At 72.5% G+C, this 17,757-nt stretch carries 16 protein-coding genes; 7 read left to right on the top strand and 9 right to left on the bottom strand.

Features of this window, described 5'->3' with window-relative positions:
* Window positions 1-402 precede the first annotated feature (402 nt).
* Window positions 403-2,310: a translational GTPase TypA gene (gene typA, locus ACIPPM_RS15130; RefSeq protein WP_393595424.1), complete on the bottom strand. Its 1,908-nt coding sequence runs from the start codon at window positions 2,308-2,310 to the stop codon at window positions 403-405.
* Between the two features lie 158 nt (window positions 2,311-2,468).
* Window positions 2,469-4,652 (bottom strand): ABC transporter family substrate-binding protein, encoded by a 2,184-nt coding sequence (locus tag ACIPPM_RS15135; RefSeq protein ID WP_401447479.1) that lies wholly within the window; start codon window positions 4,650-4,652, stop codon window positions 2,469-2,471.
* Window positions 4,653-4,848: 196 nt separating this feature from the next.
* On the opposite strand from ACIPPM_RS15135, the gene ACIPPM_RS15140 reads away from it, so the two are divergent.
* Window positions 4,849-6,252: a hypothetical protein gene (locus ACIPPM_RS15140; RefSeq protein WP_401447481.1), complete on the top strand. Its 1,404-nt coding sequence runs from the start codon at window positions 4,849-4,851 to the stop codon at window positions 6,250-6,252.
* Here the strand turns inward: ACIPPM_RS15140 and ACIPPM_RS15145 are convergent.
* From ACIPPM_RS15145 to ACIPPM_RS15170, 6 genes are all read right to left on the bottom strand, one after another.
* Window positions 6,239-8,821, bottom strand: coding sequence for a SpoIIE family protein phosphatase (locus tag ACIPPM_RS15145; protein WP_393915845.1), 2,583 nt, complete (start codon window positions 8,819-8,821; stop codon window positions 6,239-6,241). The two genes, ACIPPM_RS15140 and ACIPPM_RS15145, sit on opposite strands and share 14 nt — an antisense overlap.
* 336 nt (window positions 8,822-9,157) lie before the next feature.
* A complete protein-coding gene (locus tag ACIPPM_RS15150) occupies window positions 9,158-9,586 on the bottom strand; it encodes an ATP-binding protein (protein WP_401447483.1) in 429 nt (142 codons plus the stop codon).
* Window positions 9,587-9,759: 173 nt separating this feature from the next.
* On the bottom strand, window positions 9,760-10,170 hold the full coding sequence (locus tag ACIPPM_RS15155) for a (deoxy)nucleoside triphosphate pyrophosphohydrolase (protein WP_401447485.1): 411 nt from the start codon (window positions 10,168-10,170) through the stop codon (window positions 9,760-9,762).
* Between the two features lie 41 nt (window positions 10,171-10,211).
* Complete coding sequence (locus ACIPPM_RS15160; protein WP_401447487.1) at window positions 10,212-10,403, bottom strand: SPOR domain-containing protein; 192 nt, start codon at window positions 10,401-10,403, stop codon at window positions 10,212-10,214.
* Between the two features lie 367 nt (window positions 10,404-10,770).
* On the bottom strand, window positions 10,771-11,523 hold the full coding sequence (locus tag ACIPPM_RS15165) for a GntR family transcriptional regulator (RefSeq protein WP_393595437.1): 753 nt from the start codon (window positions 11,521-11,523) through the stop codon (window positions 10,771-10,773).
* A gap of 159 nt (window positions 11,524-11,682) precedes the next feature.
* The gene (locus tag ACIPPM_RS15170) at window positions 11,683-12,981 is read right to left on the bottom strand and encodes a DUF4190 domain-containing protein (RefSeq protein ID WP_401447490.1); all 1,299 of its coding nucleotides are present in this window, start codon (window positions 12,979-12,981) and stop codon (window positions 11,683-11,685) included.
* A gap of 173 nt (window positions 12,982-13,154) precedes the next feature.
* Here ACIPPM_RS15170 and ACIPPM_RS15175 point away from each other — a divergent pair, with 173 nt between their 5' ends.
* Window positions 13,155-14,339: a serpin family protein gene (locus tag ACIPPM_RS15175; protein ID WP_401447492.1), complete on the top strand. Its 1,185-nt coding sequence runs from the start codon at window positions 13,155-13,157 to the stop codon at window positions 14,337-14,339.
* The gene (locus ACIPPM_RS15180; RefSeq protein WP_401447494.1) at window positions 14,336-14,647 is read left to right on the top strand and encodes a hypothetical protein; all 312 of its coding nucleotides are present in this window, start codon (window positions 14,336-14,338) and stop codon (window positions 14,645-14,647) included. Before ACIPPM_RS15175 ends, ACIPPM_RS15180 begins: the two co-directional genes overlap by 4 nt.
* Window positions 14,648-15,175: 528 nt before the next feature.
* On the opposite strand, the gene ACIPPM_RS15185 is transcribed toward ACIPPM_RS15180, so the two are convergent.
* Window positions 15,176-15,340 (bottom strand): hypothetical protein, encoded by a 165-nt coding sequence (locus ACIPPM_RS15185; RefSeq protein ID WP_401447496.1) that lies wholly within the window; start codon window positions 15,338-15,340, stop codon window positions 15,176-15,178.
* 245 nt (window positions 15,341-15,585) lie between these two features.
* On the opposite strand from ACIPPM_RS15185, the gene ACIPPM_RS15190 reads away from it, so the two are divergent.
* The 4 genes from ACIPPM_RS15190 (at window position 15,586) to ACIPPM_RS15205 (ending at window position 17,661) form a co-directional block, all read left to right on the top strand.
* Window positions 15,586-15,978 (top strand): twitching motility protein PilT, encoded by a 393-nt coding sequence (locus ACIPPM_RS15190; RefSeq protein WP_401447498.1) that lies wholly within the window; start codon window positions 15,586-15,588, stop codon window positions 15,976-15,978.
* Window positions 15,979-16,044: 66 nt separating this feature from the next.
* A complete protein-coding gene (locus ACIPPM_RS15195; RefSeq protein ID WP_401447501.1) occupies window positions 16,045-16,419 on the top strand; it encodes a CPCC family cysteine-rich protein in 375 nt (124 codons plus the stop codon).
* A complete protein-coding gene (locus tag ACIPPM_RS15200) occupies window positions 16,310-16,885 on the top strand; it encodes a DUF6000 family protein (protein WP_401447504.1) in 576 nt (191 codons plus the stop codon). Before ACIPPM_RS15195 ends, ACIPPM_RS15200 begins: the two co-directional genes overlap by 110 nt.
* Before the next feature lie 269 nt (window positions 16,886-17,154).
* Window positions 17,155-17,661: a hypothetical protein gene (locus ACIPPM_RS15205; protein ID WP_401447507.1), complete on the top strand. Its 507-nt coding sequence runs from the start codon at window positions 17,155-17,157 to the stop codon at window positions 17,659-17,661.
* Window positions 17,662-17,757: the final 96 nt, after the last annotated feature.

Consider the following 17,757-nt stretch of genomic DNA (forward strand, 5'->3'; position numbering starts at 1 on the left):
CCAAAATCCGGACAAAGGGTTTGGTGAAAGATCCCTCCGAAACGGACTTGTTACACAACTATCGGTCTCAGTTGTCCGGATAGCGGACAGAAGGGATGGAAAACCGGTTGCGTTCGCGGCGGAGTGGAAGAACTCGACGCCGTCGGCGTTCCGGTGAGGCCCGATCAGGCCCGGAGACGGAAACGGATCGGACCGGCCCGAGGGGGCCGGGGTCCGGTTCGGACTCTAACAACGGGTCACATCCGCTGGGCCCGAGTAGGGAACCTGACGCCGATTCGTAGGGAAAACCCTGTATGGGAACCCGCGCGGCGGGCCCCGCACCCTCATGGGCGAGGGGCCCGCCCGGCGTCATGCCGGGCGGGCCCCTCGTCACGTCGTCGGCCGCCGGGGAGCGGCCGGCGCTCAGTTGTGCTTGGCGCGGCTCGCGGTGCGGCCGCGCTCCTTCTGGTCCAGGACGACCTTGCGGATGCGCACGGCCTCCGGGGTCACCTCGACGCACTCGTCGTCGCGGCAGAACTCCAGCGACTGCTCCAGGGAGAGCTTGCGCGGCGGCACGATCGCCTCGAACGAGTCGGCCGACGAGGACCGCATGTTCGTGAGCTTCTTCTCCTTGGTGATGTTCACGTCCATGTCGTCGGAGCGCGAGTTCTCGCCGACGATCATGCCCTCGTACACCTCGGTGCCGGGCTCGGTGAACAGCACGCCGCGCTCCTGGAGGTTCGTCATCGCGAACGCGGTGACGGCGCCGGAGCGGTCGGCGACGAGCGAACCGTTGTTACGGGTCGTCAGGGTGCCGAACCACGGCTCGTGGCCCTCGTGGATGGAGTGGGCGATGCCGGTGCCGCGCGTACCGGTCAGGAACTCCGTACGGAAGCCGATGAGGCCGCGGGACGGGACGACGAACTCCAGGCGGACCCAGCCGGAGCCGTGGTTCGACATGTTGTCCATCCGGCCCTTGCGGACGCCCATGAGCTGCGTGACCGCGCCCATGTGCTCCTCGGGGACGTCGATCGTCATGCGCTCGACCGGCTCGTGCACCTTGCCGTCGATCAGCTGGGTGACGACCTGCGGCTTGCCGATGGTCAGCTCGAAGCCCTCGCGGCGCATCTGCTCGACCAGGATGGCGAGCGCCAGCTCACCACGGCCCTGGACCTCCCAGGCGTCCGGGCGCTCGGTGTCGAGCACGCGGAGGGAGACGTTACCGATCAGCTCGCGGTCGAGGCGGTCCTTGACCTGGCGGGCGGTGACCTTGCGGTCCTTGACCGCGGACTTGGCGTCCGCGCCCTTGCCCGTGCCACCGCGGCCGACCAGCGGCGAGGTGTTGGTGCCGATGGTCATGGAGATCGCGGGCTCGTCCACCGTGATCAGCGGGAGCGCGACGGGGTTCTCCGGGTCGGCGAGGGTCTCACCGATCATGATGTCCGGGATACCGGCGACGGCGCAGATGTCACCGGGGCCCGCCACCTCGGCCGGCTTGCGGGTGAGCGCCTCGGTCATCATCAGCTCGGTGATGCGGACGTTCTGCACCGTGCCGTCGCGCTTGATCCAGGCGACGGTCTGGCCCTTGCGCAGCTCGCCCTGCTCGACGCGGAGCAGCGCGATACGGCCGAGGAAGTTGTCCGCGTCCAGGTTGGTGACGTGCGCCTGCAGCGGGGCGGCCTCGTCGTACGTCGGGGCCGGGACGTGCTCCAGGATGGTGGAGAAGAACGGCTCCAGGCTGGTGGAGTCCGTCGGGACCGTGCCGTCCTCCGGCTTGGTCAGCGAGGCGACGCCGTCACGGCCACAGGCGTAGACGATCGGGAACTCGATCTGCTCCTCGTCCGCGTCCAGGTCGAGGAAGAGGTCGTAGGTCTCGTTGACGACCTCGTCGATGCGCGAGTCCGGGCGGTCCGTCTTGTTGATGCACAGGATGACGGGGAGCCGCTGCTGGAGCGCCTTGCGCAGCACGAAGCGGGTCTGCGGGAGCGGACCCTCGGAGGCGTCGACGAGCAGGACGACCGCGTCCACCATCGACAGACCACGCTCGACCTCGCCACCGAAGTCGGCGTGGCCGGGGGTGTCGATGATGTTGATCGTGATCGGGTCCCCACCGTCCTTGGGGTGGTACTTCACCGCCGTGTTCTTGGCGAGGATCGTGATGCCCTTCTCACGCTCCAGGTCGTTCGAGTCCATCATGCGGTCGTCGACGGAGTCGAGCTGATGGGCGGCGAACGCGCCGGCCTGCTTCAGCATGCCGTCGACGATGGTGGTCTTGCCATGGTCGACGTGGGCGACGATGGCGACGTTACGGATGTCGTGGCGCGTGGCCATATTGCGGCGTTCTCCCGGAGTGTGCGGACTGCCCTGCGCGGGATTCTGCTGCGCGGGACCTGCCGGGCTGGACACGCCACGGCCTCACCCCATGGTACGTGGCCCTGCGGGGGACGGCCTCCGCAGGGCCACGGGGCCCGCTTCCGGTCAGCTCCCGGTCAGCTCTTGGACGGGCTCGGCGCGGCCTTCGCGCCCTTCTTCAGGAAGCCCATGTCCTCGTAGACGGGAGTCTGGAAGCCGAAGGCGCCCGCGTTGACCAGGGTCTTCCGGACGCCGACCAGCTGGGGGCGCTGGTAGAGCGGGATGGAACCGGCGGCCGCCCAGATCCGGGTGTCGGCCTTGCGGATCAGGTCGCGCGCCTCGTCCTCGTCCAGCGTCGAGGCGGCCTGGTCGAAGAGCTGGTCCACCTGGTCGGTGCCGACCCGGGTGTAGTTCTGCTCGACGTTCACCGAGCCGTCGGCGGCGGGCGCGGGCTTGGCGAAGATCGGGCGGGCGTCGGTGGCCGGGAAGGCGGACGCGGGCCAGGAGTACAGGGCGAGGTCGAAGTCGCCCGCCGCGATGTGGTCCTTGAAGTAGCTCTCGTCGGGGACCTTGACGACGGTCGTGCGGATGCCGACCTTCTCCAGCATCGCGGAGATCCGCCCGGCGACCGTGTTCAGGGTCGCAGAGCCCGCGCCGGTGGGGAGCACGAAGCGGAGGTTGAGCGCCTGGCCGTCCTTGGCGAGCGGTCCGTTGACCGCGCCCGCGGGGGCGGCGGTGCCCTTGGGGGCGTACGCGCCGGGGGCGCCGCCCTGGCCGGTGTACTGCTTGCCGTCCTGGGCGAGGTGGCGGCCGCTGCCGTCGCCGTGCTCGTTCTTGTCGTCGTGGCTCCGGTCGCCCGGGTTCTTGTCGTCCTCGCCGACGACGTACTCGCCGTCCTTGCCGCCCTCGGACTGGTCCTCGTCGTCCTTGGTGCCGCTCTCGGGACCGGCGGCCTTGTCGGCCTTCTTCTCCGTCTTGACCGGGCCGCCCGCCACCCAGCCCGCGTCGGCGAGCAGGGCCTGCGCCTCCTTGGTGTCCTGGCCGCCCAGCGCGCCGCTGTTGTCGGCGTAGGCCGCCTGCCCGGCCAGCGCGAGGTGGCTGCCGACCGGCTCGGCGGGCAGGCCGAGCGGGGCGAGTACGAGCTTGGCCAGCTCCTTGCGGTCCAGCGCGCGGGCCACCGCCCGGCGCACCCGCTCGTCGGCGAGCAGCCCCCCGGCGCCGTTCAGGGCGAGCTGGGTGTAGGCGGGCTCCAGCGACTTGCGTACGTCGAAGGAGCGCAGCGCCTCCTGCTCCTCCAGGTACCGGGTGATGGCCTTGCGCAGCTTCTTCTGGCCCGCGTGCGCCACCTTCTCCGACGCCAGGCCGTGGGCGAGCGCCCAGGAGCGGAGCTTCTTGGCGGAGGTCTTGCCGCCGCCGACGAGCGGGCTGCCCGCGCTCGTGCCGCCCGCGGCGCCGCCGATCCGCCCGGCCTCGGCCGGGTCGATGTCGGCGATGTCCACGGTGCCGTCGGCGAGCGCGGCGGCCCGGTTCTCGCGCGGGACGGTGTGCAGCACCATCTTGTCGAGCTTGGCGGGCTGCCCCCACCAGCGCGGGTTGCGGGTGAGGACGACGTCCTTGGCTGCGGTGTCGACCTTGTCCACCCGGAAGGGGCCCGCGGTGGTCTTCAGCTTGCGCCGGGCACCGTCGTTGAAGGCGTCCGGGGTGCCCATGACGTCCTTCGGGTACAGCGGGGAGAACAGCGACTTCCAGTCGGCGTACGTGCGGGAGAAGGTGACCCGGACCTGGAGGTCGTTGGCGCCGCGCTCGATCTTGGCGATGCGGTCGTACCCGGCGTTGCGGGCGGTCCAGTAGGCGCTGTCCTTGCCGGACAGGGCGCGCCACTGGGCGACGAAGTCGGCGGCGCCGATCTCGCGGCCGTCGCTCCAGACGGCCTGCTGGTTCAGCTTGTACAGCACCACCTGGCGCGGCTCGGTCTCGATGACCTTGGCGGACTCCAGGTAGGCGGGGTTCACCACCGGGCGGCCGCTCGCGTCGGGCTGGAACATCGAGGGGAGCACGGCCTGGGCGACCCGGGTGGTGCCCGCGTCGGCGTCGGCCTGGTAGGCGTTCAGGGTCTCCGGCAGCGCGTCCACGGCCCATCTGACGGTGCCGCCCTCGGCGACCTTGTCCCGGGTGACCTGGGCGATGTCCTGTCCGGCCAGCGGGCGGCTGGGCTTCTCGTCCGAGCCGCAGCCTGCGAGGAGGGGCACCGCGAGGGCGCCCGCGGTGAGGAAGGCGGTCGCGCGCAGGACCGCACGTGAGCCGACGCCGTCGTGGGACATCTCTGCTACCTCCGGAAAGCCGCGGGCGTGTTGATCCACTTTTGGCGGTATATGGAGCTGATCAGATCTATGCACCCACTGAAAACGACCGCACCGGGGGAAACGGGGCGACACGACCGCGCCACGCGGCAAGCCCACCCGTGCGGCGCAACCCCGCCCGCTCGCGGGGCCGCGAACCCGCCCATACGCTCCCAAAGTGACGTCATCCCTGGTCCGGGGCCGCCCCCGGCACGCCACGGCGCACATACGGGTGCGGGTCGCGCACGCGTTGGTGGGCGCGGTCGCCGGGGCGGGCTGGCTGGCGATCCCGGTGCTCGCGGCGCAGGACCCGGCGACCGCGTCCCCTCCGCCCACGACGGCCGCTCCCGCCGCGCCCCGTGACGACGAGTCGTCCGCCGTCGACCTGATCCTTCCGGTCGCCGTGCTCGGCACCGCCGGGGTGCTGGCCGCGTACGGCTACGTACGCCGGGGCCGCCGCGCGTCCGGGGCCGTCTCCGCCACGCCGACCGCCCCCGCCCCGGCCGAGTCCGACCGTGCGGCCCGCTCCGCCCTGGTCCGGGCCGACGACAGCGTCCGGGCGAGCGAGGAGGAGCTGCCGTTCGTGGCGGCGCTGGCGGACGAGCGCGCCGTCGCCCGCTTCCGCCACGCGATCCACACCGCCCGCGCGGAACTCTCCGCCGCCTTCACCCTGTGGCACCGGTACGAGGAGGGCGAGCCCCGCGACCCCGGCGACCGCCGACAGGCCCTGGCCGGGATCGTCGGCCGGTGCGCCGAGGTGGGGTGGGTGCTGGACGCGCGGGCCGTGGAGCTGGACCGGCCGCGCCGGGCCGGGGTGGGTCCGGCGCTGGAGGTGGCGGAGGAGGCGTTCCGCCGACTGGCGGCACGTGCGGCGGGCGCGCGGGCCATGGCCTCGGAACTGCGCGAGCGGTACGGGCCCTCGGTCGGCGCGCGGGCCGCCGGGGGCGCCGAAGAGGCCATGGACCGGCTGGTGTTCGCCACCTCCCGGCTCAACGAGGCTCGTCGCGCGGCCGACTTGGCCGACGGGGAGAGCGCGGTGCGTCAACTCCGGTTCGCCGAGGGCGCCGTGGCGCAGGCCGGGATTCTGGTGGCCGGGGTGGACCGCACGGCCCGTCGGCTGCGGGCGGCGTCGGCACTGGTACCGGCCGCGCTGACCGGGGCGGAGGCGGTCCTGGCGCGGGCGCGGGCCACGGGCACACCGGTGCCGTCCGGCACCGACGACACCCTGGCCGCCGTACGCGAGGAGCTGACGGCGGGCCCGTACGACCCTCTCGACGCGCTGCGCCGGATCACCCGCGCCCTGGTCCGGCTGCCGGGTGCCCGGAGCGGGGTGCTGGACACCGCCGCCGACCTGGTGGCGCGGGCCGCCGTCGGAGCGGCGGAGGACTTCGTCGCGGTGCACCGGGCGGGGGTCGGCGCCGACCCCCGCTCCCTCCTCGCGGCAGCGGTACGCACCCTCGCCACCCCCCACCCCGTCGAGGCGGCCGTCCTGGCACGCCGGGCCCTGGAACTGGCCGAGCGGGACGTACGCGCGCACGGGGTACCGGCGCCCGACGCGGCACGGCCCCTCAGAACAGACTGAGCAGCGCCTCCGCCGGGTCGGTCAGCGGGCTGTCGGCGCCGGGCAGCGGCAGCTCGAACCACACCGTCTTGCCGCGCGGCGTACGCCGGGAGCCCCAGGCCGCGCTGAGCAGCCCGACCAGTTGCAGCCCGCGTCCGCCCTCGTCGGTGTCCCGGGCGCGCCGCCTGCGGGGCTGGACCAGACCGGCGTCCCAGACCTCGCAGACCAGGGTGCGGTCCAGCAGCAGGCGGAGCCTGATCTCGCCCTCGCCGTACCGCAGGGCGTTCGTCACCAGCTCGCTGACCAGCAGTTCCGTGGTGTCGACCAGCGGCTCCAGGTCCCAGCTGAGCAGTTGCGCCCGCGCGTACTCGCGGGCCCGGCCCACGCTGCGCGGCTCGCGCGGCAGCGTCCAGTCGCCGACCGACTCGGCGGGCAGGCCCTGGACGCGGGCCATGAGCAGGGCGATGTCGTCCTCGCCGTGCCGGGTGTCGAGGCTGTTCAGGACGTGGTCGCAGACGTCCTCCAGCGGCCGGGAGGGGTCGGTGAGCGCCTGCACGAACGCCTGCAGCCCCTCGTCCAGCGGATGGTCGCGGGACTCGACCAGGCCGTCGGTGTAGAGGGCGAGCAGGGCGCCCTCGGGCAGCTCGACCTCCACCTCCTCGAACGGCTCGCCGCCCACGCCCAGCGGCATCCCGGGCGGCACGTCGAGCATCAGGGCGGACTCGCCGGGCTCCACCAGCACCGGCGGCAGATGCCCGGCGTTGGCGAAGGTGCAGCGCCGGGTGACGGAGTCGTAGACCGCGTACACACAGGTGGCGAGGTAGACCTCGCACAGGTCGGCGTCGCGTGGCTGGCGGGCCGCGCGGGTGGCCTGCTGGACCCCGCCGGGGGTGCCGAGACCGCGGGCGATCTCGTCCAGCGCGGAGAGCACCTCGGCCGGTTCGAGGTCGAGCAGCGCGAGCGTACGTACCGCCGTACGGAGTTCGCCCATCGCCACGGCCGCGCGCAGGCCGCGACCCATCACGTCGCCGACCACCAACGCCGTGCGGTGGCCGGGGAGTTCGATGACGTCGAACCAGTCACCGCCGACCTCGGTGGCCGCGTTGCCCGGCAGATAGCGGCAGGCGATGTCCAGGCCGGACGCCTCGGGGTCGCCGGGCGGCAGCAGGGACCGCTGGAGGATCAGCGCGCGTTCGTGCTCGCGCCGGTAGAGCCGGGCGTTGTCGATGCAGACGGCGGCGCGCGCGGCCAGCTCCACCGCGAGGTCGCGGTCGCGGTCCCCGAACGGCTCGCTGCCCTTGGTGCGGGCGAACTGCACGATGCCCACCACGGTGTCGTGCGCGACCATCGGCACGGCCAGCGTCGACTGCACGAGGCCGCCCTCCTCGGCGGGCACCCGTTGGGGCCGGGCGGTGCGCAGGGCGTCCGCGCAGGGGGAGTTGAACGGGTAGCGGTGCACCGCGCCCAGCTCCACCCGCTCCCCCGGGCCGCCGAAGGGCGCGTCGGAGACGGCGCTGGCGAAGGCGACCCGGCGCAGTTCCGCGCTGCCGTCGGCCAGTTTGGGCGGGGCCTCGTCGCCGGTCAGCAGGGCCTGGTAGAGGTCGACGGTGGCCAGGTCGCAGAAGCCGGGGACGACCACGTCGAGCAGTTCGCGGGCGGTCGTCTCCAGGTCGAGCGAGTTCCCTATCCGGGCGCCGGCCTCGTTGAGCAGGGCCAGGTTGCGCCGTGCGGAGGCGGCCTCCCTCGCGGCCTCTCGCCGGGCGGTGATGTCGGTGCCGAGCCAGGCCACCCCGATGGGGCGCCCGCTGCCGCTGTGCACCCGGTAGAGGTTGATGGACCAGTGCCGACGCTCGTCGGAGTCCGGGACGAAGCCGGTGACATGCATGTCCGTGATGGAGTCGCCGGTCTCCAGCACCCGGCGCATGGTGGCCGCCACCCGGTCGGCCTCGGCGCGCGGGAGGAAGTCGTGCACGCCCTTGCCCCGGTGGTCCTCCGGGGTGCCGCCGAAGATCGAGGCGAACCGGGTGTTGGCCCGGCGCACCCGCAGATCGGTGTCGATCAGCAGGAACCCGAAGGGAGATTGGCCGAATATCGCCTGCGAGGCGGCGAGGTCGGTCTCGATGCTGCGCAGGGTCCGCACGTCCACCACGATGCAGACGGCGGCCTTGTCGCCCTCGGCGGTGCGGGTGGGCATGACGTAGACCTCGGCCATGCCCTCCTCGCCGGGCGAGCCGTCCTCCCCGTCCGGCATGCGGAAGGGGACCACGCCGGTCCACTCCCGCCCGTCCAGGATCTCGGCCATCTTGCGCTGGCCGCGACTGCGCAGGTCGGGGTCGACGAACGCCTCGATCGGGTCGAGCCCCACGGCCCGGTGGGCGGGGACGCCGAAGAGCTGTTCGGCGCGCAGGCTCCACTGCTCGATCAGGCCGCCGGGACTGATGGAGAAGGACGCGACCTTGATGTAGTCGTAGATCGAGCCGGGCGGACTGCTCTGCCACATGTCGGCGGGGGCCGCCTCCTCGGCGGCCCGGGCCCTCGCGCCGCCCGACGGGTCCTCGGACTCCGTGGCCTTCGCTGGTATCTCGCTCACGCGAACCGTCCCCTCCAGCTCACCGCGTCCGGCACCGGTCACCGGGGGCGGCTGCCCGCAGTATCCAGCACTACGGCGCCGCACAACACGGTGTTCACGATCACAGCTCGGTACGGGTGCCTTCCGGACCGGGCCGCGACAACACTTCCAGTCTTCTAACCAGGGAACACGGCCTCGAATCACGCGCCCGGCAACGCGCTTGCGCACCGGGGCACGAGCCGACCCACGCGGGGGCGCGCACTCCCCCTCCGTACCCCCGGCTCACCCCGTCGTGCCCCTGATGCACCCGTCCGCGCTCCTGGTCACACGGGGACCGCGCGCGTCGTTCCGGGACCGTCAGCCGGGGACCGCCAGCTCGAACCACACGGTCTTGCCCCGCCCGCCGGGCCGGGTCCCCCAGCGGCGCGCGGAGCCCGCGACGAGCTGGAGTCCCCGGCCGCTCTCGTCCTCGGGGCGCGGGACGCGCTCGCGCGGCGGGTCCGGCAGCTGGTCGGAGACCTCCACCAGCAGGGCACCGTCGAGCCCTCCGGGGCGGACCAGGCGCAGTCCGATCGGGCCGTCCGCGTGCCGCAGGGAGTTGGTCACCAGCTCACTGACCAGCAACGCCGTCAGATCGGCGAGGGAGTCCAGATGCCAGCGGCCCAACTGGCCCCGGACAGCGGCACGGGCCGCGCGCACGGCGCCGGGTTCCGGGGGGAACGTCCACTCGGCGCAGTCGCCCTCGGTGTCGAACACGCCGATCACTTCCCAGGCAAGCGAGCCCACCCATGTCCGATTTCATGGGGTTACTGGCCACATACCCGGTATTCGGGGAGCAGTACCGCGCGGGCCGGGGCACTGTGGCACGAACGGCGTACACACCTCGCGGCGCGGCCCGGAGTCCGCCGCGTACGCCGGGAGTCCGCTCCCTACGCCGGGCGGCGCACCCCGTACGCCGGTCAGCGCGCCTGCGCGCCGAGGCGTGCGGCGATCTCTCGGACGGCCGGGACGTCCTGGTCGAGCCAGGGGACCTCCCAGAGGCGGTCGGGGGTGAGCCAGCGCAGCTCGTCGTGGTCCTGGAGGGCCTCGGGCTCCGGGGAGCCCGGACGGAGCCGGGCCGTCCACACCCACAGCACGTAAGGGGATTTCAGGGTCCACTCCCCCGGCACACGTTCGACCGCCTCGGCGTCGACGCCGAGTTCCTCGCGCAGTTCGCGTACGAGGGCGTCGTCGGGCCGTTCGCCGGGCTCGACCTTGCCGCCGGGCAGCTCCCAGCGCCCGGCCAGCTCCGGGGGCGCGCTGCGCCGTGCGGCGAGCAGCCGGTCCCCGTCGAGCAGGGCGGCTCCCACCACCACGATCCGTTCGGTCATGGTCCGGAGCCTACGGGAGCGCACCCCGCCGGTCGGTCGCGTCAGTTACGTGTGCTCTCGCCGTGCGGTGCGACGCGTTCGACGCTGTACAGCTGCCTGTGCCCGTGGCCGTCGAGACTGTCGGCGATCTTCTGGGCCTCGGCCCGTGTCGCGTACCGGCCGACCCGGTAGCGATTGCCGTTGTCGTCCTGCCGAATGACGAGCCAGGGCAGAATGACCGCACCCTCGTTCATCGCCCCCACCGTTTCCCTTCCCGTGCCCCTTCGCACCCGCCCCACCCGCTTCCTGCTCCGGGGCCCCAAGGTGTCCCGCCCAAGGAAACCGCAATACGCATATGCCCGAGCGTACGCCCAACCTTCACACAGCGAATACGGCTTTTCACGAAGAGGTACGCAACCGGCCAGAACGCAGGGGGGCGCACGGAATCGAACGCGCCGCGTCCGACGAGGCCGGGGAAAGAGGCGCGTGAAGCGGGCCGACCCGCGGCGACCAGGCGGAACGGCCGGATCGCGGCGGGCCGGGGACGTCAGGCGCGCGGTTCGCACACCGGGACGCCCTCCAGGGGAGCGCGTCCCATGTGCGCTACCTCACGAAGAGGCGTCAGCGCACGGATAGGTGGTACGCGACCTGGTAGCGGTCGGCGGGGATGACGACGTCGGCGGTCTCCACCGGGCGGCCCGAGGCGTAGTAGGTGCGCTGGATGACCAGGACCACATGGCCGGGGACACCGCCGAGGAGGATCAGCTCCTCGGCGAGGCCGGGGCGGGCGCCGACCTCCTCGGTGACGTTGTCCACGATCACGTCGATGGCGCGCATCCGCTCGACCACGCCCATCCCGCCGAGCGGGCCCTCCTCGGGCAGCATGACCGGGGTGCGGCCGGTCACGGCGAGCGGCTCCCAGGAGGTGGAGAGCATCATCGGCTCCCCGGCGTCCCGGAACAGGTACTTGGTGCGCATCACGCGCTCGCCCGGCTGGAGGCCGAGCCGCTCGGCGATCCCCGCCCCGGCCTCCGCGCGCTCGCTGCTGGACTCCCAGGTGCCGCGCGCGCTCGCGTCCGCCTGCTCCTGCCGGAAGGGGGTGGCGCCGCCCTGGGGGCGGTACCCCGAGCGCGCCACACTGCGGGGCACCGGCCGCTCGCGCACATACGTCCCCGAGCCGGACCGCCCCTCGACCAGCCCCTCGGCCATCAGCACCTTGCGGGCCTCCAGCGCGACCGTGTCCGAGACGCCGTACTCCTCGCGGATGCGGGCCTGTGACGGGAGGCGGGTATGGGGCGGCAGTGAACCGTCGACGATCTTCTGGCGGAGATCACCCGCCACACGCAGGTACGCCGGCTGCTCACCGAATGTCACGGGCCGCTCCCATCAGGTTGTACAGACAGCAACAGCGTGGCAACCGTGGGTTGTGCCATGCAAGCAAAGGCCAGAGAATCACTCGATGTGATGACGGGGTGGTGCGCACACCTGCGTCCAGCGACTTTCTCCGCCCATGACTCCCCCGTCCGGCCGCGATCACACCTTGGCGTTCTCGTCCGCCGTGTCGTCACCCTCGTCCGGGGCGCCGAGGTCCGGCGGGGTGGTCGCCAGCTTCAGCGCCTTGCGGGCGGGGACGGCGGTGCGCGGTTCGAGCAGGGTGAGGCCGTCGTCGTAGGGCACGTAGAACGCGTCGGCGTCGGTGGCGCGGGCCGCCTCGTCCCAGCGGGCGCGGGCCTTGTCCATGCGGGTGGCCAGGGCGGCGAGGGGCGCGCGGGCGGTGGCGGGCCAGGGGTGGGCGCGCAGGCTCCGCGAGCTGGCGGCCAGGGCGGTGGAGACTCGGCGGGCCCACGCTCTGTGGCCCGGCAGGTCGTCCTCGACATCGGTGGCGTCGGGCGCGCTGTCCATGGCCGCGTCGAGGACGTGAGCGGCCTTCAGGTACGCGACCTGGTGGGCATCGAAGGCGGACTCCTCGGCGCGGAGCGAACCGGTCACGGTGCCGCCGTCGGTGAGGCTGCCGAGCACACAGGTGACCTCGCGGTCGCCGAGCGACCAGCTCTCCTTGGTCGGCGTCACGGGGTAGACGTCGACGTCGTCGGGGAGCGCCCAGCCGTCCATCGCGTAGGCGTACCGCAGGCCGACACAGCGCTCGCCGGCGTCCTCGACGGCATCGTCGCCGGGGTACGCGTTCCCCCTGAGCTTGAACGTGCCGATCACCTCGCCCTCGTGCTTCCCGGCGCAGGGCACGGTGCGGATGCCGTCGATGGTGTCCTTCGGCCCGTCGTCGGCGTCGAAGCAGTCGCCCTTGACCAGCGAGAGGCTCGCGCCCTCGCGCACGCCCTCCTTGACGTCCCGCCAGGCCCGGTCCACGGCCCCGGTGGTGAACAGCAGCACGGCGAGGGCGAGACCGGTCCCGGAGAGGACGCTCCCGACGACCGCCGCGGCCCGGCCGCGCTGGCCGCGCTTGCGGATCTGGGGGAGGGCGATGAGGCCGAGGAGCAGGCCGACGCCGGGGAGGCAGCAGAGGATGCCGGTGACCAGGGAGGCGATGGCGAAGGGGTTTACGGGGGCGGGGGTGCCGTAGGGGGTGTGGGGGACTTGGGGGGTCGGGGGGCCGTAGGGGGCGGGGGACCCGTAGGGGGCCGGCGTCCCGTAGGGGGCGGAGGTCCCGTAGGGGGTGGGCGTCCCGTAGAGGTCCGGTGCCCTGTAGGGGTTCTGCGGGTCCTGCTGGGCCTGCGGGTCCTGCTGGGCCTCTTGGGGTGAGTCGTCCTGGGGCTGCGGGGACGGCTCTGACGGGCCCTTGGGCTCGCCGGGTTCGGGGGCAGGGGATATGGACACCGGTACCGTTTCTGGGACGAGTTGCGGCAGCGGGGGCGGACGAGGACTCTCGGCCGGGCTACCGTACGAATGCGCGCATGGTAAGCGGGTCCGGACAAGACCGGAAACGGCCCGGGTCCCGAACGGGCGCCGCGCGGAACGGACATGGGGGCGGGCAGGGCGTGGGGGACGGAATGAGCGAGGTCGGCATACGGGCGGTCAACGGCCTCACCGCGCGGTGGGCGCGGACGGTCGCGGCGGACGACGGGACGGTGTTCTCCGCGGCCGGGGTGTGGCCCCTGCTGGCCTTCCTGGCGGACGGCGCGGGCGGCCGGGCGCGGGCGGAACTCGCGGAGGCGCTGGGCGTCCCCGCGGACGTGGCGGCCACGGCAGCCCGTCAACTCCTCGCCGAAATGGCCTCGGTGCCCGGACTGGACGCGGCACTCGGCCTCTGGGCCCAGCAGCGGCTACGGCTCCGGGACGACTGGCGGGCCGGGCTGCCCGCCGGGACGCAGGGCACCTTCGGGGACGACCTGATCACCGCGCAGGAACGCCTCGACGCGTGGGCGGCCGAACGTACCGGCGGCGTGGTCGAGCGGATGCCGCTGAAGCTGACGCGGGACGCGCAGGTGGTGCTGGCGAGCGCGCTGTCCCTGCGGACGACCTGGCGCCAGCCCTTCACCGAGGTGCCGCTGCGCCCGGAGCACGGGCCCTGGCAGGGCCGTACGCTGCTCGGGCTGTTCCGCAGGTCGGTACGGCCGGACCGGGTGGGCGTGGCCGCGACCCCGGACGGCCATGTGACCTCCCTGACCGTCCCCGGGGACAACGGCATCGACATCCACCTCGTACTGGGCGAGGAGGGCATGACGCCGGGTCAGGTCATCGCGGCCGGGGTGGGCCTGGTGGAGCGCACGCTTCCGGTCACCGAGGGCGGCCGTCTGCCGCTGGGGCACGTGGGCCCCGGCCTGCGTGTGGAGCAGCGCCCGTCCGCGACCCCGGAGCCGGTGGCCCTGGACGTCCGCACGGTGGCGTACGAGGTACGCGCCGACCACGACCTGCTCGCCGACCCGGCCCTCTTCGGCCTCCCGAGCACCCCGTACGCCCACTTCCCCGGCATCTCGGACACCCCCCTGACGATCGGCGCGGCCCGCCAGTCGGCGGTGGCCCAGTTCAGCGCGAAGGGGTTCCGGGCGGGTGCGGTGACGGCGGTCTCGGCCCCGTACGGCGGCGCACCTCAGCCGACCCACACCACGACGGTCCTCAGCCTCACCTACGACCGCCCCTTCGCCTTCCTCACCACCACCCGCTCCCCCCGCCTCCTCCTCACCACGGGCTGGGTCACGAACCCGGCCCCGTTCCCCCCGATGGGCCTGTCATGAGCAAGCGCCTGATCCTCCTGTACGCGGCGGTACTGGGCGCCCTCAGCGTCGCGGCCGCCGTCCCCGTCGACGCGATCGCCCACCCGGCCATCACCGCTTGGACCTTCGCGGCGATGCCGTCCTCGGTGCTGATGACCGTCGCCTGGATGGCCGCGAGCACCCTGCTCCCGCCCACCTTCACACCGGGCCCGGCTCTCTCCGCCCTCCTCACTCTCACCTTCCACCTGAGCGCGGCCGCCCTCCAGACCGGCGCCCTGCTGCTCCTCAGGAAGGCATGCAGCAAGTGCCGCACCCTGGCCTGCGCATGACCCCCTCGGCCGCCCTGCTCCACCGCATCGAGCAGACCCCCGCGCTCGCCACGGCCCTGATCTGCCCCGGCGACTTCGACATCACCCGCCGGGACCCCATCGACGAACTGCACCTGCCGGGCGAAGTCCCGCTGCACCCGATCGCGGGCTGCGACACGGGCGGCACGTACTACCTCTGCGGGGCCGACGGCGCCGAGCAGCGCCCGGTCCTCCACACCGATTCGGAGGGCCGGGCCACCTTGATCGGCGCGGACCTGATCGAGGCGATCACCCTCGTCGTCGTACTGCCCTTCTGGCGTGACGTGCTGATGGGGTTCCCCCTGCCCGAGCTGAAGTCGGAACTCCTCGAATCCCACCCCGACTTCGAGGCCGAGCGCGACCACCTCCTGCACGCCCTGAACCTCCCCACCCTCCCCGAACCGGAAGCCGCCACCCGTCTCCTGAACACAGCCGCCCGCACGTCCCCCGCGTACGTCCCCTACGTCCAGGACGCAGGCCGACACCCGTACGACCCTACTTCGACCCCGCTCACCAGTAGGTACGCGCGACCTCCTCGGGCCACCGCCCCTGCCGCCGCCACTCCTGAAAAATCACGGCCGCGACGACGAGAAAGGAGCGCCGCACCTCCGGGTCCGGGTGAGGATGCTCCACGTCACCCACACCGCTCGCGAGCAGCATGTCGCCGACCACCACCCCCCGCGCCGTACAGGGACGCGCGACAGCCTCCTCCGTATCGACGAGGAGATGCCCGACGACCCCCTCCCCGGTCTCCCACGCATAGACGGACCCGGTGCCCAGGGAGAGGACCTTTCGACAGACGAGACTCGACGTCACGGGTACTCGGGCCCCCTCACCCACAGGCTCACTGAAGCAGCCGCCCGCGCAGAGCTGGCCGCCGCCGACGCCGAGTACATCAGCAGCCCGGGGGCGTCGGCCGCGTGAACATCCCCTACTTGTACGACGCCGGGGCGCTCATCGCCATCGACAACGACGACCGACGCATGTGGGCCCGCCACAGCTTGGCCCTCGAAGACGGCCGTGACATCCACATCCCGGCCGTCGTCGTCAGCCAGGCATGGCGGGACTCCCGCCGCCAGGTCGGACTCGGCAAGTTCCTCGCCGGGTGCCACGTCGTACCCGTCGGCCTCGAAACCGCCAAAGCCGCGGGCATCCTCTGCGGCAAGGCCGGCACCTCCGACATCGTCGCTGCCACCGTCGTGACCATGGCAGCCGGCCTCGGCGCCATCATCTGGACCTCGAACCCGAACGACATCCGCACCCTCATCGACGCCCAGGACATCGAACCCGCCCCGGTCATCCGAACCGTCTGACACCGCTGCGAGATCTGTCCCATCGGCTTCTGGGAGGACGACGGGGTCCAGTTCCGCCGGCCGGCCATGGCCGGAGGAGCGACTAAGGTCTCCCTGATCGAGGCCCAGCCCAACTACCAGGGCTTCGGCGCCTGCGACCAGCACGGCCGCCAGTACACCCGCCCTCCGGCCGAGAACGAGCCCCGCGGCCCACCGCCCACTCCGTGCTCTGCTGGTGGCTCCCCACCTTCTGGCGCCAGGACCACTCCGCGTCATGACCTCCCCGGAGAGCTAACCGATGCCGTCTCAGAACCCCGCCGGAATCGGCTACGGCCATGTGGTCGAGAGCTACGTGACGAGGACGTACGGGGGCCTGCCGCGCTATCTCGTACTGAACAGCGGGCGGTTCCTGGGCCCCCGGTGGTGGCACACCACCCGCTTCACCCGGCACCTGCTCAATGACGCCGCCGCGGTCACCGACGAGGAACTGGAAGCCCTCCTCGGGTACGAATGGCGCTCACGCCTCACCGCCGCCTGGCTGATCGGCGTGGACCGCCGCGAACAGTTCCGGGCACGCCTCGGCGACCTGCTCCTGGCCAGCGAGGTCTGCTACTCCGGCAGCGCCTACTGCTTCGCCCTGGCCCGCCTCGGCACCCACGCCGACGCCGAGATCCTCACCGCCTACCTCGACCACTACCTCCCCCGCACCGACCTCCACTACGACCAGCCCGCCGCCCTGGGCGCCCTCCTCCGCCTCGACGCGCACCTCGGCACCCACCACGCCGAGCGCTTCACGGAGCCCGACGGCCTCTGGGACGAGTGGGTCAAGGGAGTGGCCCGCCTCGGCTACCCCCGCCACACCCCCGCCGAACAGCACCGCTGGACGGACCTCCAGTGCGAGTTCGCCGACGGTTGGACCCGCCCGTAGCGCGGACGCACCCCAGCACGCTGCGGACTCCGCACGAACCGCAAAGGCCGCCCAACCCGCTCCACCGCAGGTCGGACGGCCTTTGCCGGACGTGTCAGACGTTGAACCGGAATGCCTGCGGCCCGATCCTGACCTGCGACGGAGCCTCCCGTAGCCCCTGAACTGGGATATCTCCGTTGGCGCGCGTGGCTCCCGACAGGCGTTTACGAGTGTCTTGCGGACTGGCTGCGGACTGAGTGTCCCCGCCGCTCGCCCGGCACAATGCGCAGATGCTCGATTTCGACCTCGATACCTACGCCCCCGAGTGGCTTCGCGGCCATGCCGCGATCACCGCCAGCCACGGCGACCGCCTGCGAGCGCTGGTCGGGAAGACACTGGCACGTACCTGGCTGCTTTGGGACGTCGCGGACGACACATGGTTCGCCGATGGTCCCGTTCTGCTCGACTTCGACGGAGAGCAGGTCGAGATCCAGCACCAGAAGTTCGACGACATCTCGGTGGGCTGGAACTCCCTCACCCCCCACGGGTCCGTCCGTTGGCCTGGGTTCGACCTGCGTTGGCGCCACGATGCGGTGCCGGCCCTGGCCGCACTCCATGGCCAGGTGCTACAGAAGATCGAGCTCCTGGAATGGCGCGGCAACGATGCGGCGCAAGGGATGGTGGCTATCGGGTTCGTCTTCCCGCACAGCCGGGTCACCGTCTTCAACGCGCTCGACGAGAACGGCCTGAGCTTCACGGCACCCGAGCCCTTCTACGAGTGCCACTCCCTGGAGTAGCCAGCCTTGCATGCCCTCTGAATGCTGGCTTCGCGATCAGCGAGCTCGGCTCGGACCTTCGGGTCGACCACCCGGACTTCGACGCCGAGCGCGACC

Origin of the sequence: Streptomyces sp. NPDC090119 (genome assembly GCF_044747085.1) — a bacterium.
Taxonomy (GTDB): domain Bacteria; phylum Actinomycetota; class Actinomycetes; order Streptomycetales; family Streptomycetaceae; genus Streptomyces.

What these genes read in the sequence shown, in the direction of transcription:
- typA (WP_393595424.1), bottom strand. Translation starts at nt 2,310, where the DNA reads ATGGCCACGCGCCACGACATCCGTAACGTCGCCATCGTCGCCCACGTC.
- ACIPPM_RS15135 (WP_401447479.1), bottom strand. Translation starts at nt 4,652, where the DNA reads ATGTCCCACGACGGCGTCGGCTCACGTGCGGTCCTGCGCGCGACCGCC.
- ACIPPM_RS15155 (WP_401447485.1), bottom strand. Translation starts at nt 10,170, where the DNA reads ATGACCGAACGGATCGTGGTGGTGGGAGCCGCCCTGCTCGACGGGGAC.
- ACIPPM_RS15160 (WP_401447487.1), bottom strand. Translation starts at nt 10,403, where the DNA reads ATGAACGAGGGTGCGGTCATTCTGCCCTGGCTCGTCATTCGGCAGGAC.
- ACIPPM_RS15175 (WP_401447492.1), top strand. Translation starts at nt 13,155, where the DNA reads ATGAGCGAGGTCGGCATACGGGCGGTCAACGGCCTCACCGCGCGGTGG.
- ACIPPM_RS15180 (WP_401447494.1), top strand. Translation starts at nt 14,336, where the DNA reads ATGAGCAAGCGCCTGATCCTCCTGTACGCGGCGGTACTGGGCGCCCTC.
- ACIPPM_RS15195 (WP_401447501.1), top strand. Translation starts at nt 16,045, where the DNA reads ATGGCCGGAGGAGCGACTAAGGTCTCCCTGATCGAGGCCCAGCCCAAC.
- ACIPPM_RS15205 (WP_401447507.1), top strand. Translation starts at nt 17,155, where the DNA reads ATGCTCGATTTCGACCTCGATACCTACGCCCCCGAGTGGCTTCGCGGC.